Raw genomic sequence first — 22,256 nt, 5'->3', positions numbered from 1 at the left:
GAGCGGATGGTCGAATCCGAGATCACCTTGCCGGACGGCTCGTGGCCGCTGCCCAGCGAAACTACCCGGCTGCGGCCGATCGACACAGGGGCGGTCCTCGTCTGCGGAGACCTCAATGTCGCCGACCTTCAGCGAGCGGTGGACGCGTTGGTCGTACGGCAGTCAGCATTGCGAACCAACATCCGACTGCTCCCGGACAGCACACCAATCCAGCTCGTCGCCCACCCCCGCTCCCATCGGGTGCTGTGTTCCACGCGCACAATCGCCCACGAGGTACCGCACCGGTTGCCGGACATCGCGCGCCGGGCCAGTGAAGGCGTCGTGGATCCCCGGCGGGATCAGTTGTTCCGTGTGCACGTTCTCCGCCTGAGCGAGCGCGAACACCTGCTGCTGCTCCAGATCCACCACATGATCAGCGACGGCTGGTCGATCAGCGTGCTCTACCGCGAATTGTCCGCGCTCTACACCGCGGCCACGACCGGCGCGGACGCAGGTCTGCCCGCACTGCCGTTCAGTTTCGCCGCAGTCTGCCGCCAGATGCGCACCGAGCGGGGGAGCCAGATGGCGCAACAGCAATTGCGGTTCTGGCATGCTTGCCTTGCGCCACCGCTGTCTCCGATTCGCTTCACTGACGGCCCCACGACCACCTACACAGGCATGTCCGTGGTCGACACGGAACCCGTCAATATCTCGAGGGCAGTGGTCCGGGCGTTGCGCACCACGGCGCAGGCTTCCAATACCCGAGGTGGCGTCGCTGGGCCATTTCTCGCCGCGCTAGCGGTCGTCCTGCACGCCCGCACCGAAGCACACGACATCCGCATCGGCATGATGATCGCGAACCGGGCCAGGCCGGACACGGAGCACCTGATCGGCTATTTCGTCAATACCGTAGTGATCAGGCTGCACATACACCCGGACCTGACGGCAGCGGAACTCGTATCGGCGGCGAACGCGGCAGTCACCGAGGCGATCGAGCACCAGACGCTACCCATCCAGGACCTGCGCCGGGAACTACCCGATCCGAATGCTCCATACCAGGTCACGGTCGCGCTAAACACCATGCGCACCAGTTCTCTGGAACTCAGCGGTCTCGATTGCCAAGACGTCCAACCACATACGATGGAACGTAGACAAGCACCGACCACCGTCGAGCAGCGGTGGGTGCTGGAGGAGCGGGCTGGCGCGCTGTCCGGGACGTTGACCTACCAGGTCCCATCATTTACCCGTACCCGCATCCTCGGCTATCTGGCCGACCTCGACCGCGCGATGAGCGCGGTCACGGAGCCCACAGTCTTGGTACGGGACATGCTCTACCGGGATGTGCGGTGAGCCTCGGCCCGGAGTCACAGCGGTACGGCCTCCCACCGCGCCACCAGCGACTCGGCGAATCCCTGCACAGCAGCGGCGGTCCGCGACGGGTCCACAGAGTTGCGGCCTTCCTGCTGCCACCGATGGCGGCGCAGCGCCACGAGCACTGCGGCGTACAACGCCGCGTCACGCACGAGTGCGGGATCCGGGACCGACCCACTGCCCTGCTGGTAGCCACCCAGCAGACAACGCGCTGCCCGCACCGAGAACTCCTCCGGTCCGCAAAGACCCAGTACGGCCATGCCCAAATCCATGAACGGCGCGTCCATGGAGCAGTCCTCCCAGTCAATGAAACACAGTCGGCCGTCGTCCCGGATGATGATGTTGTCCGGGAACAAGTCGGCGTGCACGGGCACCAAAGGCGCGCGCAGGTAGGCGATGTCGCGCACCGCATCGTGGGTGGCAGTCGCCCAGCGGCGCAGTGGGCCGTCCGGGAGCGAAGCGAGCGCTGCAGCATCGGCGTCGGTCATCCGCAGAACAGGCGGGAGCGGACTGTCGAGCCCCACCCCGATGCGGTGAACGGAGCCCAGAACCATGCCTGCCTCCCTCACCAAATCCGGTGGCAACCGCGTCAGGATGCGACCTGGCACGAAATCGCAAGCGATCACAGGCCGGCCCCTGTAGGAATCGACCCAGCCCCCGGAGCGCAGCGCTCTTGGCCGCGGCACGGGCATCCCGGATCGCACCAGGTGGCGCAGGAACTCGATGTAGTGCTCAGCGGACTCGATGCTCTTTTTCCGCAGGACGGTCAGCACGACCGACCCGGACGGCGTGTCGACGCGCAAGTGTGTATTCTCCATGCCGCCCGGCAGCGGCCTGACGTGTCGTGCATCGAGCCCGAAAGCATGCGCCAGTGGGAGCGCATCGGCATCACGCCACTCCCATGGTGTGTTTCCGGCCATACCGGCTCTCCTAGACAGTGCAGTGGCGCAAGCGTGGAAGACCACAGCACCTGTGCCCGTCCAAGCGTTCCATGGTCTCACTCGTGTCAACCGAGGCTCAGTCGATCATGCGACTCGACAAGGTGTTCGTCATCGTGGCTCCGCTCGTATCCGTGGCTGCCCATGATCCTGCGGCGAAACCGTTGTACATCTACGCCACCGCCATGCCATCGCTGCACAACGACTCTGCTGAGCCGCCTTTTTCTATTCCCGTGAAGTGAGGAAAGGACGCCCTGATGTCTGCTGACACACCAGCCGCCAAGATTCTCGCAAATGGAAGCGCCACGATCGCACTGACCGGAAATGCGGCCACGGCGCTCGCCGCGCTCCGCACGGAGGCGGCGCATTTCTTCACGCAGGACCAAGCTGTCAAATGCCGACATGGCAGCAGCGACTTCAACTTCGGTTTCCGACCATTCGGTCGCCAGTACTCGGTCACACCCGATCGACTCGACCTGAATGAATCGTTCACCTACTGGGCTGATGATCCGTCGACAGTGCCTGACAGCAGCCAGATCGCCCCACTGATGCACGCCTTGGGCGCGTACTGGACGGTCGTCGCGGGAATCACCGAGAACATCCTGCACGCCTTGGCCACGCATTACGACTACCCGCACCCACCACTAGCGTTCCACGGCTCCTCTTACATAGAGGTCAACTGGTACCGACAGGACGGCACGCGAGACCTGATGCAGGATCGGCACGAGGACGGCCATCTGCTGACGATCGCCGCCCCAGACAGTCCGGGATTGGAGATCGAGACGGCGGAAGGGATGGGGCCCGCGTCAACCTCATCCAATGAGGTGTTGGTGATGCCGGGCAGCCTGCTGACCGCGATGACAGCCGGCGACGTGCCGCCCCTGTACCACCAAGTGCGCAATCACCAACTCTCCCGGCGCACCACGGTGCTGTTCCTGGTGAACCCACCGCTGGATCAACTGGTTCGCCCCGTATGTCCGGGGTGCACGGGAGATCGACATAGCAGGTATGGCTTGCGTCAGCGGAGCCATGTTCGGGCTGCCACCCGCGCCGGTGATACGTGCGGCGCGGCAAATGTGAGGACGGGCGGGATCATGCCAACACGCGCTCAAACTCCTCGCGGTGCTCATGGGTGAAAGCGTGTTCGCGCTGGCTCCACGCGATACGGCCAGCGATCACGCTGGCACTCGCTGGCGCGCTGCCCGGGGAAGCGAGGATCTCTGCCCAGAAGCGCGCGTTGCGCGCCTGCCGCTCTAGAGCACAATCCACTACCACGCCGCGCTCGGAGACGTCGAGCCCATAGGCATCGGCGAGGATACGCACCTGCTCGGCCTGCCGGCGCACCGGCGTGGTCCGCTTAGATGCGATGCACCAGGTCCAGGCCATGTACCCGAAGTCCTCCAACGGACTTCCAGGGGCGGCTGTGTCGAAATCGATGAACGCCGTGGGCACGTCGTCGACGAACACGACGTTGTTCGGTCCGGCGTCATGGTGGCATACCACTGGGAAACGTCCAGCCAGTTCGCTTCCCCTGCTCGCCTCGTGCATCTCCCGCAGCAGTGCGCCAGCGGCAGCGACCTGTTCATCCGACCACACACCGAACCGGGCGGGCACGTCACCAGGTACGTAGCTGAAGATGTCCATGCCGTCGTCACTGCCGAGATAGCGCGGCGCGCCCTGGAACCCTCTCTTCTCGAAGAGGTCCAGCAGTGCCGCGACAAACGCGGAAGATGGGCTCGCGGGACGCAGCACGACGTTGTCCCGCAGGGTTACCCCTTCGGTCATCCGCCCCCCAGTCAGCGTGATCACGCCATCGATGGACGCATCAGGCATGAGTACCGCTTTCGCTGCTCGAGGATCACCGGCCGGGCTTTCGCGGTCTCGCGTTAGAGGCCGAACCGTCATGACGGCGCAGATGCTATCGGTTCGGTTCCCGCTGGCTCAGGAGGTGTGCCAGTGAGCGTGTCGCGCCTGGTCACACGTTCCAGAATGATCAGCTCACACGTCGTAGCAGCCACGAGCGTGGTCGACTTCCCGGGTGGAGAGCCATCCTTGACGACGTGCCATACTGACTATCACGCGAATGCGCGTAGTTCGGCCGGAGATGCGATGGATATCGCTACCACACAGCATTTTCGACCAGTAACGTGCAGGCACGGCAGGAACTTCCGCCGGATCATCGAGCTTCTCCGACGGAGGATAAGGCGGGCCGACGTGATCGATCCGGAGTGGCTTCCGCGGTTTGTCGCGGTCGATGTCGATGGAACGATAGTGTCGACTAGTGGATCCGTGTCGACCCGGGTCCGTGATGCGCTTGTGTCGGCGGCCGTGGGCGGCGCCGTGGTGGTGCTTGCCACGGGGAGGTCCGTGGCTGAACTGTCCCCGGTGACGGCTCAGCTGCGGTTGCGGGACGGTTTCGCGGTGTGCAGCAACGGCGCAGTTACTGTGGAACTACCCGGCGGACAAGAGCTGGATCGCGTCACTTTCGATCCGCGCCTGCTCGTGGCGCAGATCCTCACGCTGGCGCCTCGGGCGCGGATCGCAGTCGAGCAGGTCAGGGGCGGCTATGGAGTCACAGCCCCTTTTCCCGCAGGTGAACTGCTCGCTCGGCAACAAGTGTGCGCGTTGGAGGACATGCTTGTCGAGCCGGTTACCCGGATCGTGGTGCGTGATCCCGGGATGCCTCCGTCGGACTTCCGGCGCATGGCCGTCACCCTCGGCTTGGCCGAGGTGTGCTACTGCGTCGGTTCACGAGTATGGCTGGACCTGGTCGCACCCGGTGTGGACAAGGCTTGGGCATTGATCGGGCTTGCGGCGAGGCTGGGCATCGCACGCGAGGACTGCCTCGCTCTTGGTGACGGGCGTAACGACCTGAGCATGATCACGTGGGCAGGACGGGGTGTGGCCATGGGGCAGGCAACGAAGGACGTCCGCGAGGCCGCGGACGCGGTGACCGGACCGGTCACCGTGGACGGCGTCGCCACGGAGTTGGAGCGATGGTTCAACAGGAGAAGCACCGCCGCTGGAACGTCCGTCGACACGACCGCCATCCTGAGCCCTCCGTCCATGTCGGACTGACAGCCCGACCGCGCCGATGCCGACGAGGTCGATAGTAACGACGGCCTATAGGTGGACCACGGCGCCATTCCGGCACGGCCGTCGTTGTCGTGCTGTGGTGTTGCTGTTATGTGACGCAGGTGGGCAGTTCGTCGCCGGTGATCAGCAACTCCGGTCGGGCAGGGGCGACGCCGGCGAGCGGGGGTCTCCGCGTTCGAAGGGAGCAGTTATGTCTGCTTGCCCAGGCGGTACTTCGCGATCTCGCTGCCTGGTTCACTTGGCTCGACCCTATGGGCGACTGTGCGTCCGCCCTTGACATTCGCAGTGAGACGGACGGTTCGTCACGATCGGCTGCGAGGTCAGGCCGTCGCCTTATCTGACACGACATCGCACGGTCAGGCATCTTGTTCGATGCGTTCGAAGATGTCGATGTCCGTCGCCTTCTGCCAGTCGGGCAAGCCGTCCCAGTCCGCGACGTACGACGGCTTCGGCTCAGGGAAGTGCTTGAAGATCTGGCCGATCCAGCACAACGCCACAAAGCGGCCTTTCTGGTCTGGGGTCAGTTTGGTGGTGGCGCCGTTGGTGGCCTTGATGAAGGCGAGGACCTGGTCGTACACGGCGGTCGCGGCGTCGCGTTCCCAGTCGGGGGTCTGGTCCCACGGGGTGACATAGCCAGGCTTCGGCTCACCGGGGTAGTGCTTGGTGACTCCGGCGATCCACGCCTCGCGGAACACGCGGCCACGGTCGTTGTGCATTCGGTCGTCCTCCATCACGCGGCGCGGTTGCCGACGAGTTCGGTGATCTCGGCATCGAGTCGCTGGATTTGTTGGTCGTTGAGCAAGGAAGCAAGGTGTGGTTGAAGGACCCGTAGCTTCTGTGCGATGACCCCCGAGCGGGTCTGGCGGGCGGCAGCCAGGACGGTGTCGGCGTAGGTGACGACCTGGTCCGGGTCTCGGCGGTGCACACCGATCATCGCCAGGTCGGTCAGGACGCCTGCTTTCCGGCGGGCGGTCAAGGTGCCCTGCAGGGCGTCGACCAGAGCCGCTTCAGCGAGGTCGTGGCGGCCCAGCGTGACGTAGCAGGTACCGCGTTCTTCAGCCAAGCGGGAGCCGTCGAACCGGAGCCAGCCGCCATTGTGCACCTGGCCCCGAAGGCGCTGGACCTCAGCAGCGGTGTCGAGGGCACGTTGGCAGGAGTCAAAGTCGCCGAGGCCGGCGAAGGTCTCGGCCTGCACCACGGCGACCCAGTGTCGGGTCGACAGGCTGGGGTCGCCTCGACGTGCGAGGGTGGCGGCCACGTCGAGCATCGGCGCTGCATCCGCGAATCGGCGCTCGTACACGGCGACGAAAGCATGCCTGGTCAACGCGCAGGCCCACAGGTCGGAAGCGGCGGCCTCCTTGCTCGCTGTTGCCGCGAGTGTGTAGCAGTGAGCGGCGTCGGTGTATCGGTTGCCGTCGAAGAAGATTTCGCCCGCCAACTGGAAGAGGTCGGCGGTCAGTTCGCAGAGCCGTTGTCGGATGATCGGTGTCTGCGGTCGTCGCAAGGAGTCGCTGAGTACACCGAGTTGGGCTCGGACCAGCGGTAGCACCTGGGCCTTGGTCGGCGACAGTGCGTACACGCGCCACAGGTGGGAGTTGAGTTGGGCGAACTCCGCTGCTCCCGCCATGTCCACCGTGCCGGTGTGAGCTGTGGCGGCGAGCCGGTCGACGTTGCCGAATACTGTCTCGCCAGCAGGCAGCGCGAGCAACGCGCCGGTCATGCTGAACAAGCGCAGCAGGTCGCGACGGTTCATGTCGTCGGCCTCCGCAGGGTCGGCTGGTTTAGTGGCAACGGTAGAAGCTTGCCGGTTCGGCGTGAGCAACGCATCCAACTGGTCGAGGCTCACATCGAGGGTCTTAGCCAAACACGGTCGACGGTACGGCTGCGGGGTCAGGGTGCCGCGTTCCCAGCGTCCGACCGTGGAGAACTCCACGCCCACCGCCGCGCCGAAGCTCTCTTGGGTGTAGCCCATCTGCTCACGCCGCGCGGCGAAGGCATCTCGTCGGTCACCCATGAACACCACCTCACCCCGTCGGTCACCTGCCACGATAGCCAGCTACAGGTCAAGGCTGATCACCTGCTCGGCGAGCTGTACCCGTTCGGACTACCGCCTCTGAAAAGGCGTTTATGCAGGTCAGAGGTGGTGACGCCTCATTGCCGCCTCATCGACGCCGCGTCGGCGCTCTGGCTGTCGTTGATCATCAGGGGTTGACTGATGTCGCTGCGGTCCGGGCGAGCTTCCGCTTCGGCGCAGCCCGAGTATCCGGAAGCGTCTTTCACCGGGACGTGCCGCCGAGGGGTGTGTGGTGGTGGGGCTGCCCTCCACTTCGATGGAATTCCGCTCGCGGATGTGCTGGCGGGAGCGCTCGGTACATCGAGTCGAGCTCCGGGCTGGTCCGCCGCTGGCGGGCGAGTCATGGCCGACTCGCCGGGACTCGGAGCGTAAAACCCACGAAGGAGGATCTGTGACGGTTCAGATGGAGTGGTCGCCGACCGTAGTGGCCACGCCCGCCGCGGAGGTCGAGATGGGCTCGGAGTTCGACCTCGACATCACCCTGGTCGAGGTGGTGGACCCGGCGCATCTGATCAACATGACGGATGACGGCTGCGGGACGACGTGCGAGAAGTCGACCTGCATCAGCGCCGCCTGATTGTTACGAGCGACCGGACGCCCGCCTGGGCTTCCTGGGCGGGCGTCCGGTTTCCACCCGTCGCATTAGAAAGGTGTCCCGTGTCCACGGCCTTGCCCGACCGCGTCGGCTTCCGAGCCGCGGGTGGCCTGTTGGTCCGAGCTGTTGCAGAGGGCGAGCTGAAACTTCCGCCGTGGCCGGCGCTGACTGCGGCCGGGTCCGACGCCGTCACCGAGTGGGTGGACTGGCTGCGCGAAGTGTGGGAGGTCGAAGCCGTCCGTGATGCCATCGGCCTGGCCAGCCCTGTCCTTGCTGACCGCGTCCACAACCTGTGCTGCGCTCAGGTTGCCAGCGAGCGAGAATCCCGGCGCGCGGCGCTGTCCGTTGTGCGTTACCTGGCCAGGCTGACCGGTCGTCCGACTCCTAACGGCTTGTTCGCCGGGGTCACTGCGGCGCGGTTCGGCTCGCTTCCCTCGCAGCGCTGGGGCCGCGATCATCGAGCAGTTGCCGGGGCTGAGGCCGGGTGGCTGGCCGAGGTCATTCGTCAGTTGGAAGGTCGGGCCGAGATCCTGGAGCGCTTGGTCCTCGTCGCGAACTCCACGTTGATAGTGCGCGGTGAGCGGCTAGTGGTTCCGTACCAGCCGACCATCAACCATCGAGGCACCGGTGCGGTCGAAATCGAGCTTCGCCACACCGGCCCGGTGCGCGCGGCCGTCCGCGCGGCGCAAGCACCGATTCCTTTCGATGACGTGCGCGAGCAGATTCTGGCCGAGTTCCCGAGCGCTGCCGGGAGCACGGTGACCGGCTTGCTCGCCACGTTGGTGGCTCATCGCGTGCTCGTCACCAACCTCCACGCGCCAAGCACCGAGCCTGACGCACTGGGCCACCTGGCGCGCGAGCTGGAAATGGCCGGCGAGGCTGCCATCGAGCAGTGCACGACGCTGAACGACATCCACGACTTGTTGCGGCAACATCGGAACAGCCCGGCAGCAACGCGGCGCACGCTACGGACCGAGGCCGCCGCGTCCATGAGCCGCCTGGCTCCGTCACGGCGAAATCCCGTCACGGTCGACCTGCGGCTGGACCTGGACGTCGTGCTCCCCGAAGCAGTCGCCCGCGAAGCGGAACGTGCCGCGTTGCTGCTGGCGCGCCTGACCTCCCGTCCCGGCGGCACAGCGGCCTGGGCTGACTTTCACCGGCGCTTTTATCAGCGGTTCGGCACCGGCGCGCAGGTGCCGCTGCTCGAGGTCATCGCCGACAGTGGGATCGGCTGGCCTGACGGCTACCCCGGTACCAGTGGCGTGGTCGCACGCCCTCAACGGACGCCTCGGGACGAACGGCTGCTGGACTTGGCCCAGGCCGCCGCGTTGGACGGCCATCAGGAGGTCGTTCTCGACGAGAGGTTGATTGCCGAGCTGGAGCAGGCGCCGGTGCACTCGATGCAGCTGCCCTCCCACCTCGAACTGTGCGCCCGCATTGACTCCCCGAGCCTGCAATCCCTGAAGCAGGGCAACTTCCAGCTCACAGTCACCTCAGTCTCGCGATCGGCTGGCGTCGTCAGCGGCCGATTCCTGCACCTGTTTGACGAGCACGACCGCCGAACGCTGACCAGTCCGCTCGCCTCGCCCGAGTCTGGCGGGGTCATCCCCGCCCAGCTGTCGTTCCCGCCGCTGGACCCCGCCACCGCACACGTCACCCGCAGCGTCCAGGTTCTGCCAACCATCGTCAGCCTCGCCGAACACCGCGACACCGCCGCGTCAACGGCGGTCCTCACGGCGGCGGACTTGGCGGTCAATTGCGACAGTGACCGCCTGTATCTGACCGCACCCGCCCTCGGCGCGAGGGTCGAAGCGTGGGGCTTGCACGCACTTAACCTGCGCAAACACACTCCGCCGCTGGCCCGCCTCCTGGTCGGACTGACCCGCGCTCACTGCGCGGAGGTCACCGATTTCGACTGGGGCACAGCGGCCACGTTGCCGTTTCTTCCCCGGCTGCGCTTCGGCCGCATCGTGCTGTCCCCAGCCCGGTGGCGGTTGGCCGCATCCGACCTTCCCGACCGGACCTCCAGTTGGGCGACCTGGGACGCCGCCCTGGCCGAGTGGCGCACCCGCCGCCGCCTCCCGCAGGCTGTGTTCCTGGTCGACGGGGACTGGCGGTTGCCGCTCGATCTAGTCGAGGACGCGCACCGGGTGCTGCTGCGCGAGCACCTCGGTACCCACCCCCACGCGGTGCTGGAGGAAGGACCCGCTGAGGACGCGGCCGGGTGGCTCGATGGCCGTGCTCACGACGTCGTCGTGCCCATGGCCAGTTGTCAGCCGCAGACCACGACGCGACCACCGCGCCCGACGCCCCTGCGGATCGTCCGGCCAGGTGAGCATGGGCTGTCGCCGGGTGCTTCCCCCATGCTGTTCGCCAAGCTCTACGGCGACCCGCAACGTCACAACACCGTGCTCGCCAAGCACCTGCCCGCGCTGCTGGCGGAGTGGGGCGAGGCCCAACCGCGGTGGTGGTTTCTGCGATTCCGCGAGGGCAACGAGCACTACCTGCGCTTGCGGATCAGCCTTCCCAGCTCAGAGCCGGTGGTGTTCGGCGAGGCGGCTGGCAGGGTCAGCGCATGGGCCGACCGACTCCGCCGCCTCGGCTTGCTGCGCGACATCGCTTTCGCGACCTCCTACCCGGAGACCGGCCGTTGGGGCTCGGGTGCGGCGCTATCAGCCGTCGAGGCGTTCTTCACGGCTGACTCCCGCGCCGTGCTCGCCCAGCTCGCCTGGCTCGCGCGACCGCACGACCATGCTCTGGCCGCGGCGAACTTCGCCGCCATTGCCGTCGCCTTCATGGGAGGGACCGAGGCCGGGATGCGGTGGCTGATCGACCACGTTCCGGCCAAACCTCCTACTGTCGTACCTCGGCCGGTGTTCGCTGAGGCGCGACGCCTGGCCGACCCCTTCGAGAACTTCCGAGCCCTGCGCAGCGCACCGGGTGCAGCTTCGGTCGTCGCGACATGGGCCGAGCGCGCCCAGACCGTGGCCGCCTACCGAGCGCACCTGTCCAGGGTCGAGGCCGAGGGCGTCGACCCAGACGCCGCATTGGGGTCGTTGCTGCACACCCACTTCCTGCGGGCCTACAGCATCGAGCCGGACGACAAGGCAGTGTGCCTCTACCTGGTCCGGACCGCGGCCCTGACCTTCGTCGCCCGCACGGGAGGACCGCGATGAACGCCGACCTCGCCTCGGACACCGCGGTCGAGTACGCGACGGGGATCGCCGATCGCCTCGCACGGCCGGACGCCGCCCACCTGCCCATCGACGAGCCGTGGTGGCACCAATCCCTCGCCCACGGCGCTCCCGGCGTGGCACTGCTGCACATCGAGCTGGCAGCCGCCGGGATACGGCCGTTCGACCGCGCCCACGACTGGCTGACCGCCGTCACCAGCAAGCCGGTCACCACCGGAGCGAGCACCGGCTTGTTCTACGGCGCGCCGGCGGTCGCGCGCGCCCTCGCGGGCGCCGCCGCAGTCCGTCCCGGCACGTACCAGTCCGCCCTCACGCCCTTGACCCGGCAGATCGCTGCCGACGCCCACAACCGCGTCGATAAGGCTCACGAGCGCATGGACGCCGTCGGGATGTTGCCGCAGATGGCCGAGTTCGACACGATTCGGGGCCTCGCTGGTCTCGGTGCCCACCTGCTGCACCACGACCCCGACGGCACCGCCCTGCCGGCCATTCTGGGCACCCTCGTGCGGCTCACCCAACCGGTGATGGTCGAAGGAGAGGCCCTGCCGGGGTGGTGGACCCTCACCGGTCCCACCGGTCACACGGACGACGAATTTCCCGGCGGCCACGGCAACTTCGGCGTCGCACACGGCATCAGCGGCCCGCTGGCACTGCTGGCCCAGGCCCTGCGCCGGGGCATAGCCGTGGACGGGCAACGCCAGGCCGTCGCGACGATCTGCGCCTGGCTGGATTCCTGGCGCATGAACACCCCGAGCGGACACCGGTGGCCCTACATGGTCACCCGAGACGAGGTGCGGTCGAAGCCCATGCACGTGCGGCACAGCGGCACCAGCCGCCGCCCGAGCTGGTGCTACGGAACAGCAGGCATCGCCCGCACCCTGCACCTCGCCGCCCTGGCCCTCGACGACGCCGATCGCCGCCAGAACGCAGAAGAAGCCCTGATCAGTGCGGTGACCGACCCGGAACAGGATGCGTTGATCAGCGACGGTTCGCTGTGCCACGGCTACGCCGGACTCGCCCGAATCACCGCTCGCACCGCCATCGACACACCGGGGCTGGCCGCTTCCCGACTCCGCGCGCTGGCCACCGAGATGCTGCACCGCGCCTGCGCACAGACCGTTCCCGAAGGCCCCGGCTTCCTGGAAGGCGCCGCCGGGGTCGGCCTAGCCGCTCTCGCCACAGAGACCGAGCCCGCGACAGGCTGGGACACCGGCCTGCTCATCACCTGACCCGTCCGACCGAGAGGAGATCCCGCGCTGATGCCGCCGGACAGCCGCTGGCACCATTACTTGGTCGAGTTCGCCGACCCGACCATGGCCGAGCACACCGCCGCGACCCTGCTTGCACCCGCCCTCGAACAGGCCCAGCAGGACGGCGAACTCGACACGTGGTGGCACCTGCGCAAGACGCCCGCCTGGCGGCTGCGTTGCCAACCGGTCAACCCCGACACGAAAGCGGTCGACACGCTGCTGTCCGAGCTGGAGGCCGATGGGCATCTCGCGCGCTGGACTCGCGGTATCTACGAACCTGAGACCCTCGCCTTCGGTGGACCCGCCGCGGTGGACATCGCGCACACGCTGTTTCACCATGACAGCCGCCACTGCCTCGCCCGTATCACGAAACCCGTTGCCTTGGGCCAGCGAGAGACCACTGTCCTGCTGTTCAGCGCGATGCTGCGCGCGGCCGGGCTGGACTGGTTCGAGCAGGGCGACGTTTGGGGCAAGGTAGCCGCGCTCCGACCCACCGCCGACGCCAACTCGACCGACTCTCCGCACACCGAGCGGTTGGGCCAAGCTGTGCGTCGGCTTATGACCACCAACACGCACAAGGTCGCCGACGTGGCACCCGACGCGATCCCCGAGACCTGGTGGACAGCGTTCGACACCGCTGGCCGCCAACTCGCCGAACTCGCCCGTGACGGTCACCTCGAGCGGGGCCTGCGCGCGGTTCTGGCACACCATTTCATCTTCCACGCCAACCGCGCCGGTCTCTCCGGAGCCGACCAGGCCACCCTCGCCGCGCTGGCCGTCAACACCGTTTTCCACAGCACGCCTACCCGGCAGGCACCAGCCGGGACCACCTCCAACACCGTTAGGGTTCCCGCAATGACAACCACCGTCAGTGACGCTTCCACCGGCTCCGCCGACGAGCTGCGTGCCAAGCTCGCCGACCGCCTCGTCAAGGACGGCACCGTCCGCACCGACGCTGTGGACGCCGCGTTCCGGCAGGTGCCCCGTCACCTATTCCTGCCCGACGTACCGCTGGTCGAGGCGTACGCCGACGAGCCCGTCTACACCAAGCACGAGGGCGACGGCACCCGCATCAGCGCCGCGTCCCAGCCCAAGATCGTCGCCATGATGCTCGAACAGCTCGCCATCGAGCCCGGCGAACGGCTGCTCGAACTCGGCGCTGCCACCGGCTACAACGCCGCCCTGATGGCCACTCTCACCGGCGCAGACGGGCACGTCACCACGATCGACATCGACGAGGACCTCGTCGCGGGAGCCCGCGAACACCTGGCCGCGGCCAGCATCGACAACGTCCAAGCGGTCGTCGCCGACGGCGCACTCGGCCACGCGGAAACCGCGCCTTTCGACCGCGTCATCGCCACCGTCGGCGCCCACGAAGTCCCGGCTGCCTGGCTCGACCAGCTCGCGCCCGGCGGACGTCTGGTAGCTCCGGTGCGCCTGCGTGGGTGCGCCTCCCGCAGCATCGTCTTCGAACGCGACCAGGACGGCTGGCGCAGCCTGGGCAGCGAGATGGCGATCTTCATGCCCCTGCGTGGCCTCGGCGACGACGCCCGGAGGGTCCTTGACCTCACCGGCACCGGGGAGGTGACGCTGCAAACCCACAAGGACAACAACCACGCCACCGACCCGGACACCATGGCCGGGGTCTTCGACACCCCCGCCTGCGAAGTGTGGACCGGCGTGCACTTCGTCCCGATGGAGTCCTTCGAGTGGCTAGACTTGTGGCTGGCCTGCCACCTGCCCAACCCGCTCATGCGCATGGAGGTCGCTCCCACCGCGAAGGAAAGCGGCCTCGTGCGGCCGATGTTCCCCTCAGTGGCGATGGCCACCACCGCCGCCGACGGCAGCCTCGCCTACCTCACCATCCGCGCCGCCGAACCCGATCCGAACGGCGGCCGACGCTACGAGGTCGGCGTCATCGGCCACGGCCCCACCGCGCAAGAACTCGCCGAGCAGGTCTCAGCCGAGATCTCGACCTGGGACAAGGGCTTCCGCTCCAGCACCGTCCGCTTCGCCATTCCCAACATCGCGCCCCAGCCAGACACCAACCCCGGCTTCGTGGTCCTGGACCGACCCACCAAGCCCATGACCGTCACCTGGGAGTGACGCTCGTGGACCCCGCTGGCCAGTTCGCCCGCCGCTTCCCGCTCGTCGCCCGCGCCCGCCCGGCCTGTCTCCCGCTGGTCCGGCGGGTTGCCGGGTTGTGCGACCGAGCACGCCAAGTCGAGTGCACCGGCGACCTCACCGAAGCCGCCGCCGTGCACAACAACGCGGCGCTCATCGCCTCCGATTGCGGCCGGCCCGACCTGGCCCGGCAGTGGTGCCACCAGCAGGCGAACATCTACCTGCGCGCCCGCCCCTTGGGTGCGCAGGTAGCCCGTCTCGCGCTCGAACCGATCATCAACCTCGCCCGCCTCTACATCCGCGAGGGCCGAGGCGAGCGCGCCTTCGCACTGATGGACACCCTGTTCACCTCAGTCTCCGCCCGAGCTGACGCCGTCGTCGACGGCATCGAGATCCCGGCCGACCTCACGGACTCCGCCGAGACGCACCAGCACATCCGCCGCTGGCTGTGGGCAGTCCTGCTGGCCACCGGTGGCCGCGCTCTGGCCGCAGCCGGTCGCTGGGCGGAGGCACGCGCCCGGCTCGACGAATACAGGGGCGTCGGGAACCGGATGCTTGACGGTCGCCAGATCGCAGTCATAGCCCACGCCGTATCCGGAGACACCGACAACGCCCTCGCCCTCCTGGCCGACACAACACCAGGAGACCTCTGGGAGAACGCCGTGACCGCCTGCCTCACCATCCAGTGCCGCGGTGCCTCGGGCGTCGCCGATCTGGCCACGCTCCTGAACCGGTACCACGGACTCGACGCCTCGGCGCCCGGCTTGGCCGTCTTCCACACACGGCTCGGGTTGTCCTTCGTTGACGCCATCGGCACCGTTGACGATCCACCCGTGCGCCAGATCGCCGTTGATCTGATCGACTACGCTGCCGCGACACGGGACGGATATGTCGCTCGCGATGTACTCGCCCACAATGGTTGCCGCGAGCTGCTCACCGACTCTCAGGCACGCGAGCTGTCCGGCTCGGTCGAAGCGTGCGCGCTCGGCAGTGGCGCGCTCCCTGCCACGCTGTTGGCAAACCTCACGACAGCACTAGCCTGCGCCGAAGAGGTCATGGCACGCAGCGTGAAGACGATGTCCTACAACGTCAACGCTCCAGCGAACCCGTAGCACGGGACCTATGAAGGTCAGCGACGTATTGGCCCGCGATGGGAGACTCGACCACCCTCACCCACGAAGAGTCACTTCAGGAGCCGACGATGGATAGCGAGATTCAGTTGATCAGCGACGGCGACGGCCTGGTGGCCACCGGCGATCCGACGGCTGTCAAAGAATTCCTCGTCTCGATGGGCCTATGGTCGTCATCGAAGGACCTCGGACAGCGACTTAAGCCCGTCCTCGGTGTAGGGGCCGTGGTAGCGCAGGAAGGTTCCGAGATTGCTGCCAACTCAAGCCGCTGGCTGAAGATGACCAAGGAATCAGCGCACCTGGTCAACAAGTCCGGGCTGAGGAAATCCTCGAAGACGGGGCTTCTCACAGGTGTGGTGCGGGGGAGTAAGGGCGGCCAGATCGGGACATTCGTCGAATTCGTGAAGGGGCCCAGTTCGCTTCTGAACCCGGTGATGCTTTCTGGTGTCGCGGGGGTCATGGCGCAGGCTGCGATGCAGCAGTCCATGGCCGAGGTCACCGCCTATCTCGCCAGGATCGACGAGAAGGTCGACGACGTGCTGGGCAAGGTTGATGACACTGTGCGGAAGGATCTGCCCGGAGCACGCGCCGTGATCGGGCGTGCCATGACCATGCGGGAGCACATGGGCCGGGTCACCGACGACTCGTGGTCGACCGTGCAGGGCGTACCGGAGATGATCGCGGGCGTCCAGGGGTATGCGTTGCTTCAACTGGAAGTGATCGCAAAGAAAATGGAGGGCAAGACCAAGATCGGCGGCCTTGCCAAGGCTGCTAAGGAGTCAAAGCGCGGGGTTGAGGGGTGGCTCGCGGTCTTGGCTGAATGCTTCCAACTGCAGGACGCTTTCGACGTGCTCGAACTCGGCCGGGCGCTGGACAAGTCTCCGGAGGAACGGGACGCGTGTCGGTTGGGCCTGAAAGCTGATCGCCAGAACCGGCTGGAAGTAATCTCGCGGAGCACTGAGTCTCTCTTGGCCCGTATGGGTGTGGCCGTCGGCACGGCCAACGCGAAGGTGCTGCTGCACCCGGCTCCGTCCCGGGCTGTGGTGGATTCAAGCAACCAAGTCGCGACCGGCGTCCTTGACTTCCGCAGGCTGTTCGGGATCGAATCCGGCCACCAGCCCTGGAAGCCGAGACGATGGAAAGACGCGGCCGTGGAGGCGTTGGACAAGGCAAGGCCCGCAGCGGCCGGCATCGCCGTCGTGAGCGTCGCGATCACCCTTAAGGTCTTACAAGATCGGGGGGAGGAAAGCTGAGTGGGCGCCGGCCCACGGATCAGTCAGGAGAGCAGACGGATCGTGGTCGAGCCATACGCCCGACACAGCCACGTGAGTGCCTTCGCCGGTACCGGCTCGGCCCGGTCCGGTCCGGTCCGGTCCGGTCCGGTCCGGCAGGCTCGCGCTCGCGCCGAGCACCAGGTTCTCGAAGTCGATCAGGAGCGCGACCTGCTCACCTCGGGAGCCGACCTCGCGGCCCCACGGATTCCGGCGGGCTTCGGTCGCACGCACCATCCGCACCGCCTCGCTCTCGGCGGGCTCGGCGGTCGTCACGATGGCCGCTCGGCGCCGAGCATGGTCCGCGAGATCAGTCTTGGTGCCGCGCTGAGCGGAAGTTCGGCGGTGTCGTCCACGGCCGCCATCCTGCAGGGTCTTGCTCTGCCGGATCGTTGATCATCCGCTGGATGAACAGGTTGTCCCCGATGGTGTGAGGCATCCGAACGACGAGCCAGACCGTTCTGATCTCATGGGGGCATGGTCAGCGCGGTTGTGTTCGACGTAGGTGAGACTCTGCTGGACGATTCACGCGAATGGCGTGCGTGGGCTGACTGGGTGGGAGTGTCGCCGCATACGTTCTCGACCGTGCTCGGCGCTGTCACGGCGGCGGGCCGGGACAACGCCGAGACGTTCGAGTACTTCCGCCCCGGCTTTGACCTGGCTCGTGAGCGGCAGTTGCGGGAGGAGGCCGGGTGCGGGGAGCAGATCGACGACAGCGATCTGTACCCGGACGTGCGGCCCAGCCTGGCGGCCCTCCGCGCTGGAGGCTTGTGGGTGGGCGTCGCCGGCAACCAGACTCCGCGGGCTGCCCAGCTGTTGCGGGCATTGGCCCTGCCCGTCGACTACGTCGGCACGTCCGGCGAGTGGGGCGTGGCGAAGCCGGATCCCAGCTTCTTCGAGCGGGTGGTCGACGTCGCGCCCGGTCGGGCTGACCAGATCGTGTATGTCGGTGATCACCGTGACAACGACGTTGTGCCCGCGAAGGCGGCCGGTCTTCGTGTCGCGTTGATCCGGCGTGGCCCGTGGGGATATCTCTGGGCCGACGACCCGGTGGCCAGGGAGAACGCTGATTGGGTGATCGACTCGCTCGCCGAGCTCCCCGCCCTACTTCTTGATCGGTAGCCCGGCAGTCGTCAACGCGCGCGAGCCCAGGTAGCCAGCTCCAACAGGCGGTCGTCGGGTGACCCGTGGGTGCGCAGCAGCGCCGACAGCGTCTGCCGAACCTGAGGGTGTTCGCGGACGTGTTGCGGGGCGACCCGGCGGGCGGCTTCCAGACCGAGGTAGGCGTCCTGGTGGTGGCCGAGGCGAAGCTGGGCGCGGGCGAGGTCGATGTAGTAGTGCGAGCGCCGTTCGGCGGGGAGATGGTGGGGTGGATGCCAGGCCGCCGCCCGCTCCACCGCCGCCGGGCTGTCGCCCAGTTCGACGGCGACGGCGAGTTCGTGGATGCGGACCGACGCCGGTCCGAAGGCCGTGCCGAAGTAGACGCCTTCAGGCACCTGGCGGGCGGCTCGGTGAGCCTCGCCGAGGTGCTCCCAGGCGGTATCGGGCTTGCTGGCACGGCCGGCGACGACGGCGGCTCGCATGTGCAAGGCGCCGTAGGCCGCGGCGGAGGACGCCGACGCGCCGAGGTCAGCCGAGAGAACGTCCGCGGCTGCCATCAGTAGCCGCAAGGCCGACGTCAGGTCGCCTGTGGCGAAGAAGGTCTCGGTGCGCACGTAGGCGACGGCGGCCACCAGCAGCGGGTCCTCGGCCGTCAAGGCGGATACACGCATCAGGTCGATGATGCGGGCGGACAGGTCGAGGTAGCCGAACTTGTAAGCCACGCCGTCGGCCGCTCGGAATGCGAGGGTCAGCAGCGTGGCGGCGTCGCGCGCACCGTGACGGGCATCGGCGTGTGCCCGCGCAAGCTCGGAGATCAGGTTGGGCAGACGCCACGCCATCTCGACATAGCGTGCCTGCAGGCGGTGCTCGATCATTCCTGCGACCTCGGCCGCGAGTTCGGTGAAGGACCGGGCCGGTCCGTCCTCGGGCAGATCGATGCTGTCGAGCGCCCGCCGCAGCCGTGGGATCGCGGCGTGCACCGCGTCATCACCAGAGGACGCGTCGACCAATCTTGGCCGGCCGCGCTCACGGTCAGTGAGAGGCAGGAAGGAAGGACCGGGTGTAAGGAATGGCTCGTGGTTGGGGCTCTCTAGCGTGACCGATGTGTTCGAGTGCCGTTTCGTTCGCCGAAGTAGGTCGTCGAGATGATCTAGGCTGATATCCAGTGCTGTGGCAAGGTCGGGACGTTGCCACGGTTGGGGAGACTGCACACCGCGTTCCCAGCGTCCGACGGTTGTTCGGTCGACACCCAGCTTGTCGGCGAAGGTCTCCTGCGTGTGGCCAGCGGCGTGGCGGCAGTCGGCCAACGGGCTGGACGATTGGGTTGCCATCTCCTCACCCCCTGGTGTGCGGCTGTCACGCTACCCGCCGCGGTTAGCGCAGCTCACGAGGGTCAACGCCGCATCAGCGCCTCATCGCCGCCCCACGTGCGCTCTGGTGGCCGACGGTAGCGGGCGATCTACTGGCGTTCGACAACACCGACACGGCAGCGGAACTGGGGAGCCACAATTCCTGTCCGTTCATTCGGCAACTGTTCTCCCGGAAATGACTCACTCCTTGGCAATGTCGCGCAACAAGAACGTCGTGGTGAAAGCGGGATCGCCATGAGCACCACCCGGACGCACCGCAAAGCTCAATCCCGCAGGGCGGCCCCTGCGCGCCTCTCTGTCGATGTGGCCGGAGCACATCGGTGACCGATCCTGGGCACCGCAACGACATCGGCGGGGAGGTGAATGGGTCCGTTCTCCAAGCGCGCACCGTGATCGCGCACACGATCGTCATGGGGCAATCGGCTGGGGCGCCGGTGCCGACGCCGCGCCAGTTCCCGCCCCCGCATCCGGTCTGGACGAACCGCGCTCGCGAGCTGGCCGCACTCGATGAACTCGCCGCTCGCGCGGCCCCGACAAGGGCGCTTCTGACCGGGTTGGCAGGCATCGGCAAGACCGAACTGGCGGTCCGCTGGCTCATCGGTCAGCGTGCTGGCCACCCGGACGGCGAGCTGTACGCGGATCTGAGCGCCTGGCGCGATCAACCGCCCACCCGTCCCCACCAGGTGCTCGCAGGGTGGCTTCGAGCCCTTGGCCTCCCGCCTGGCGACCTGCCTGACGACATGGCCGAACTGACAGCGCTCTACCGCAGCGTCACCGCCAAGAAGTCGCTACTGGTCCTGGTAGACAACGTCTTCTCGACCGAGCAGGTCCGCCTTCTGATCCCGGCATCGCCGAGCAGCACCATCCTCGTCACCAGCCGCCGCCAGCGGCGCGGGCTTCTCCTCGCTGGGTTTCACCCGGTGGATCTGACCTTCTTCACCCCAGACGCGGGCGGCACCATGCTGGCCACCCTGCTCGGCCAGCCGCCGCCCGGCGACCTGTGCGTGCTTCGAGCCTTGGCCTCGCGGTGCCACGGCCACCCCTTCGCCTTGGCCATCGCCGGCGCACATCTGGCCGCGAACCCGCACTGCAGCCCGGCTGACCTGATCACACGTCTCAACACCGACCACGGCGCCACCCTGGCCTTGCACGTGGACGAGGCATCCTTGGGAGGAATCCTCGACATGAGCTACGACGACCTCGACGCCGACACCGCGCGGCTGTACCGGCTGCTGGCCGCGCACCCCGGCGCCGAGTTCACCGCCGACCCGCTCGCCACAGCCCTCGACCTGCCGGTCGCCGAGGTCGAACACGGGCTGGCCATGCTGGCGGATGCCCACCTCGTCACCGCGGTGGCCGTCGCCCGCTACCGACAGCACGACTTGCCGCGCGAGCACGCCCAGGCGCTAGCCGAGCAACATGACGACGCGAGCCAGCGTCGGGCCGCACTGCGCAGCATGATCGAGTGGTACCTACGACGCACCGCCGCCGCCGACATGGCGATCAACCCTCGCTCGCGGCGGTTCAGCCCGGTGTACGAACAGCTGGACACCGAGCCGTTCTCCAGCATCGAACATGCTCTGAACTGGTTCACCCTCGAACGGGCGAACGTGCTTGCCTCCCAATACCTTGCCGCACAGCAGGGCTGGGACGGGCTGGTGTTCCAGCTCGCTGAGGTCGTCTGGAACCCGTTGCGCCCCAGCTACTTCGCCGAAGACCTGGTCCAGACGCAACAACTTGGCATCGTCTCCGCCCAGCACTGCAAGCACATCCTCGAAGCGGTCTTCCTCGCCAGGCTGGGGTTCGGCGAGACCAACCGCTCCCACCACGACGCGGCGATCACGGCCTGCACCACGGCGATCGAGCGAGCGACCGCATTCGGCGACGGCTGGATCCAGTCGGCGGCCCTATCCACCCGAGCGCGCGCTGACAGCTGCCGGGCAACCGCGTACCGCGCTGGAGGATCTCGGCAGCGCCCTGCACCTCGACGAGCAACGGGGTGACCGCCGCAGCATTGCCCTGCGGCATCGGCGAATCGGCCAGGCATACGCCCACCCTGAGATCGCCGATTTCCCCCAAGCCACGTGGCACCTGCGCGAAGCCGCCGATCTGATGGAAGCCTTGGGTGACCAGTCCGGCCATGCCCGAGTGATCACCTACCTTGCCGAGGTCCACGTCGCGGCTCGGCAGCCGGACGCTGCGCTGTTCACCCTCCGCCGAATCGACGACACCTTGGCGTCCTGTGGTTCGTCGCGCTACCGAGGTCACGCCTACACCGTCATGGGTCGGGCGCACGCCCAACTCGGCAACAACGCGGATGCGGATCGTTGCTACGGCAACGCGCTGGCACTCTTTGCCGACGCAGGGCCGGGCGCGGCAGCCGATCGTGAGGCTGTGCTGAAGCTCCGTGACGAACTTGGCGACACGGCTACACACGGCTCGCATGTGGACACCACTAGTGCGGAACACGAGAACACGGAAGGAAATACGAGCGAATGATCATCCAGATTCTGGCAATCCTGTATGTCGGCGTCGCTGTTGGCGTTGGCGCGGTTGTCTGGAGCCGCACTCGCGGCACCTGGGCCGCCGGAAAACTCAGCTCGCATGTCGCCCGATGCGTGGTCCTCACGATCCTCGCCGGGGCGTCGTGGCCGGCGGCCGTGCTCTTCGCCGCGGCCTATGAACTCCCGGCGGCCCGCGAGGTCATTGACCACCTCGTCTTCGGCCCCTCCATGAACGGCAATACCTGACTTGGGAAGCGGT

General features: G+C 67.3%; 20 protein-coding genes and 1 pseudogene. 15 read left to right on the top strand and 6 right to left on the bottom strand.

Annotated features, from left to right (window positions below; genetic code table 11):
- Positions 1-6: 6 nt before the first annotated feature.
- Positions 7-1,329, top strand: coding sequence for a condensation domain-containing protein (locus tag ACM6LU_RS22525; RefSeq protein WP_414939716.1), 1,323 nt, complete (start codon positions 7-9; stop codon positions 1,327-1,329).
- A gap of 14 nt (positions 1,330-1,343) precedes the next feature.
- On the opposite strand, the gene ACM6LU_RS22520 is transcribed toward ACM6LU_RS22525, so the two are convergent.
- A complete protein-coding gene (locus ACM6LU_RS22520) occupies positions 1,344-2,270 on the bottom strand; it encodes a phosphotransferase (RefSeq protein WP_414939715.1) in 927 nt (308 codons plus the stop codon).
- An 83-nt stretch (positions 2,271-2,353) separates the two neighbouring features.
- Between ACM6LU_RS22520 and ACM6LU_RS22515 the strand changes: the two genes are divergently transcribed.
- Positions 2,354-2,530, top strand: a complete 177-nt coding sequence (locus ACM6LU_RS22515) for a hypothetical protein (RefSeq protein WP_414939714.1) — start codon at positions 2,354-2,356, stop codon at positions 2,528-2,530.
- Between the two features lie 15 nt (positions 2,531-2,545).
- Positions 2,546-3,424 (top strand): hypothetical protein, encoded by an 879-nt coding sequence (locus ACM6LU_RS22510; RefSeq protein ID WP_414939713.1) that lies wholly within the window; start codon positions 2,546-2,548, stop codon positions 3,422-3,424.
- Here the strand turns inward: ACM6LU_RS22510 and ACM6LU_RS22505 are convergent.
- Complete coding sequence (locus tag ACM6LU_RS22505) at positions 3,381-4,121, bottom strand: phosphotransferase family protein (protein ID WP_414939712.1); 741 nt, start codon at positions 4,119-4,121, stop codon at positions 3,381-3,383. The two genes, ACM6LU_RS22510 and ACM6LU_RS22505, sit on opposite strands and share 44 nt — an antisense overlap.
- 381 nt (positions 4,122-4,502) lie before the next feature.
- On the opposite strand from ACM6LU_RS22505, the gene ACM6LU_RS22500 reads away from it, so the two are divergent.
- A complete protein-coding gene (locus ACM6LU_RS22500; protein WP_414939711.1) occupies positions 4,503-5,366 on the top strand; it encodes an HAD family hydrolase in 864 nt (287 codons plus the stop codon).
- A 374-nt stretch (positions 5,367-5,740) separates the two neighbouring features.
- Here ACM6LU_RS22500 and ACM6LU_RS22495 read toward each other — a convergent pair whose 3' ends face one another.
- Positions 5,741-6,100 (bottom strand): hypothetical protein, encoded by a 360-nt coding sequence (locus tag ACM6LU_RS22495; protein ID WP_414939710.1) that lies wholly within the window; start codon positions 6,098-6,100, stop codon positions 5,741-5,743.
- Positions 6,101-6,114: 14 nt separating this feature from the next.
- Positions 6,115-7,398, bottom strand: coding sequence for a helix-turn-helix domain-containing protein (locus tag ACM6LU_RS22490; RefSeq protein WP_414939709.1), 1,284 nt, complete (start codon positions 7,396-7,398; stop codon positions 6,115-6,117).
- Between the two features lie 451 nt (positions 7,399-7,849).
- Between ACM6LU_RS22490 and ACM6LU_RS22485 the strand changes: the two genes are divergently transcribed.
- The 8 genes from ACM6LU_RS22485 (at position 7,850) to ACM6LU_RS22450 (ending at position 18,144) form a co-directional block, all read left to right on the top strand.
- A complete protein-coding gene (locus ACM6LU_RS22485) occupies positions 7,850-8,035 on the top strand; it encodes an FxLD family lanthipeptide (RefSeq protein ID WP_414939708.1) in 186 nt (61 codons plus the stop codon).
- A gap of 80 nt (positions 8,036-8,115) precedes the next feature.
- Positions 8,116-11,229 carry a lantibiotic dehydratase gene (locus ACM6LU_RS22480; protein WP_414939707.1) on the top strand — a complete coding sequence of 1,038 codons (3,114 nt, stop codon included), beginning with the start codon at positions 8,116-8,118 and terminating at the stop codon, positions 11,227-11,229.
- Entirely contained in the window at positions 11,226-12,476 is a 1,251-nt protein-coding gene (locus tag ACM6LU_RS22475; RefSeq protein WP_414939706.1) for a lanthionine synthetase C family protein, read from the top strand. The genes ACM6LU_RS22480 and ACM6LU_RS22475 overlap by 4 nt, the downstream gene beginning before the upstream one ends.
- Before the next feature lie 30 nt (positions 12,477-12,506).
- Positions 12,507-14,603, top strand: coding sequence for a methyltransferase, FxLD system (fxlM, locus tag ACM6LU_RS22470; RefSeq protein ID WP_414939705.1), 2,097 nt, complete (start codon positions 12,507-12,509; stop codon positions 14,601-14,603).
- Positions 14,604-14,608: 5 nt separating this feature from the next.
- Entirely contained in the window at positions 14,609-15,733 is a 1,125-nt protein-coding gene (locus tag ACM6LU_RS22465) for a hypothetical protein (protein ID WP_414939704.1), read from the top strand.
- An 89-nt stretch (positions 15,734-15,822) separates the two neighbouring features.
- Positions 15,823-17,004: a hypothetical protein gene (locus ACM6LU_RS22460; RefSeq protein ID WP_414939703.1), complete on the top strand. Its 1,182-nt coding sequence runs from the start codon at positions 15,823-15,825 to the stop codon at positions 17,002-17,004.
- Positions 17,005-17,418 (top strand): hypothetical protein, encoded by a 414-nt coding sequence (locus ACM6LU_RS22455; RefSeq protein WP_414939702.1) that lies wholly within the window; start codon positions 17,005-17,007, stop codon positions 17,416-17,418.
- An 81-nt stretch (positions 17,419-17,499) separates the two neighbouring features.
- Complete coding sequence (locus ACM6LU_RS22450; protein ID WP_414939701.1) at positions 17,500-18,144, top strand: HAD family hydrolase; 645 nt, start codon at positions 17,500-17,502, stop codon at positions 18,142-18,144.
- A gap of 11 nt (positions 18,145-18,155) precedes the next feature.
- Here the strand turns inward: ACM6LU_RS22450 and ACM6LU_RS22445 are convergent, their stop codons facing one another.
- Complete coding sequence (locus ACM6LU_RS22445; protein WP_414939900.1) at positions 18,156-19,103, bottom strand: hypothetical protein; 948 nt, start codon at positions 19,101-19,103, stop codon at positions 18,156-18,158.
- A gap of 165 nt (positions 19,104-19,268) precedes the next feature.
- Positions 19,269-19,454: pseudogene (locus ACM6LU_RS22440) on the bottom strand (helix-turn-helix transcriptional regulator); the annotation flags it as partial.
- Positions 19,455-19,813: 359 nt separating this feature from the next.
- Here ACM6LU_RS22440 and ACM6LU_RS22435 point away from each other — a divergent pair.
- The 3 genes from ACM6LU_RS22435 to ACM6LU_RS22425 all read left to right on the top strand — a co-directional run bounded on the left by ACM6LU_RS22435 (position 19,814) and on the right by ACM6LU_RS22425 (position 22,243).
- Positions 19,814-21,496, top strand: coding sequence for a hypothetical protein (locus ACM6LU_RS22435; protein ID WP_414939700.1), 1,683 nt, complete (start codon positions 19,814-19,816; stop codon positions 21,494-21,496).
- A 109-nt stretch (positions 21,497-21,605) separates the two neighbouring features.
- Entirely contained in the window at positions 21,606-21,992 is a 387-nt protein-coding gene (locus ACM6LU_RS22430) for a hypothetical protein (protein ID WP_414939699.1), read from the top strand.
- A complete protein-coding gene (locus ACM6LU_RS22425) occupies positions 21,989-22,243 on the top strand; it encodes a hypothetical protein (protein WP_414939698.1) in 255 nt (84 codons plus the stop codon). The genes ACM6LU_RS22430 and ACM6LU_RS22425 overlap by 4 nt, the downstream gene beginning before the upstream one ends.
- The last annotated feature ends 13 nt before the right edge of the window (positions 22,244-22,256 follow it).

Source organism: Amycolatopsis sp. cmx-11-51, from assembly GCF_047608665.1.
Taxonomy (GTDB): domain Bacteria; phylum Actinomycetota; class Actinomycetes; order Mycobacteriales; family Pseudonocardiaceae; genus Amycolatopsis.
Note: the sequence above shows the minus strand (reverse complement) of the source record. Positions and strands in the feature narration are given on the sequence as shown.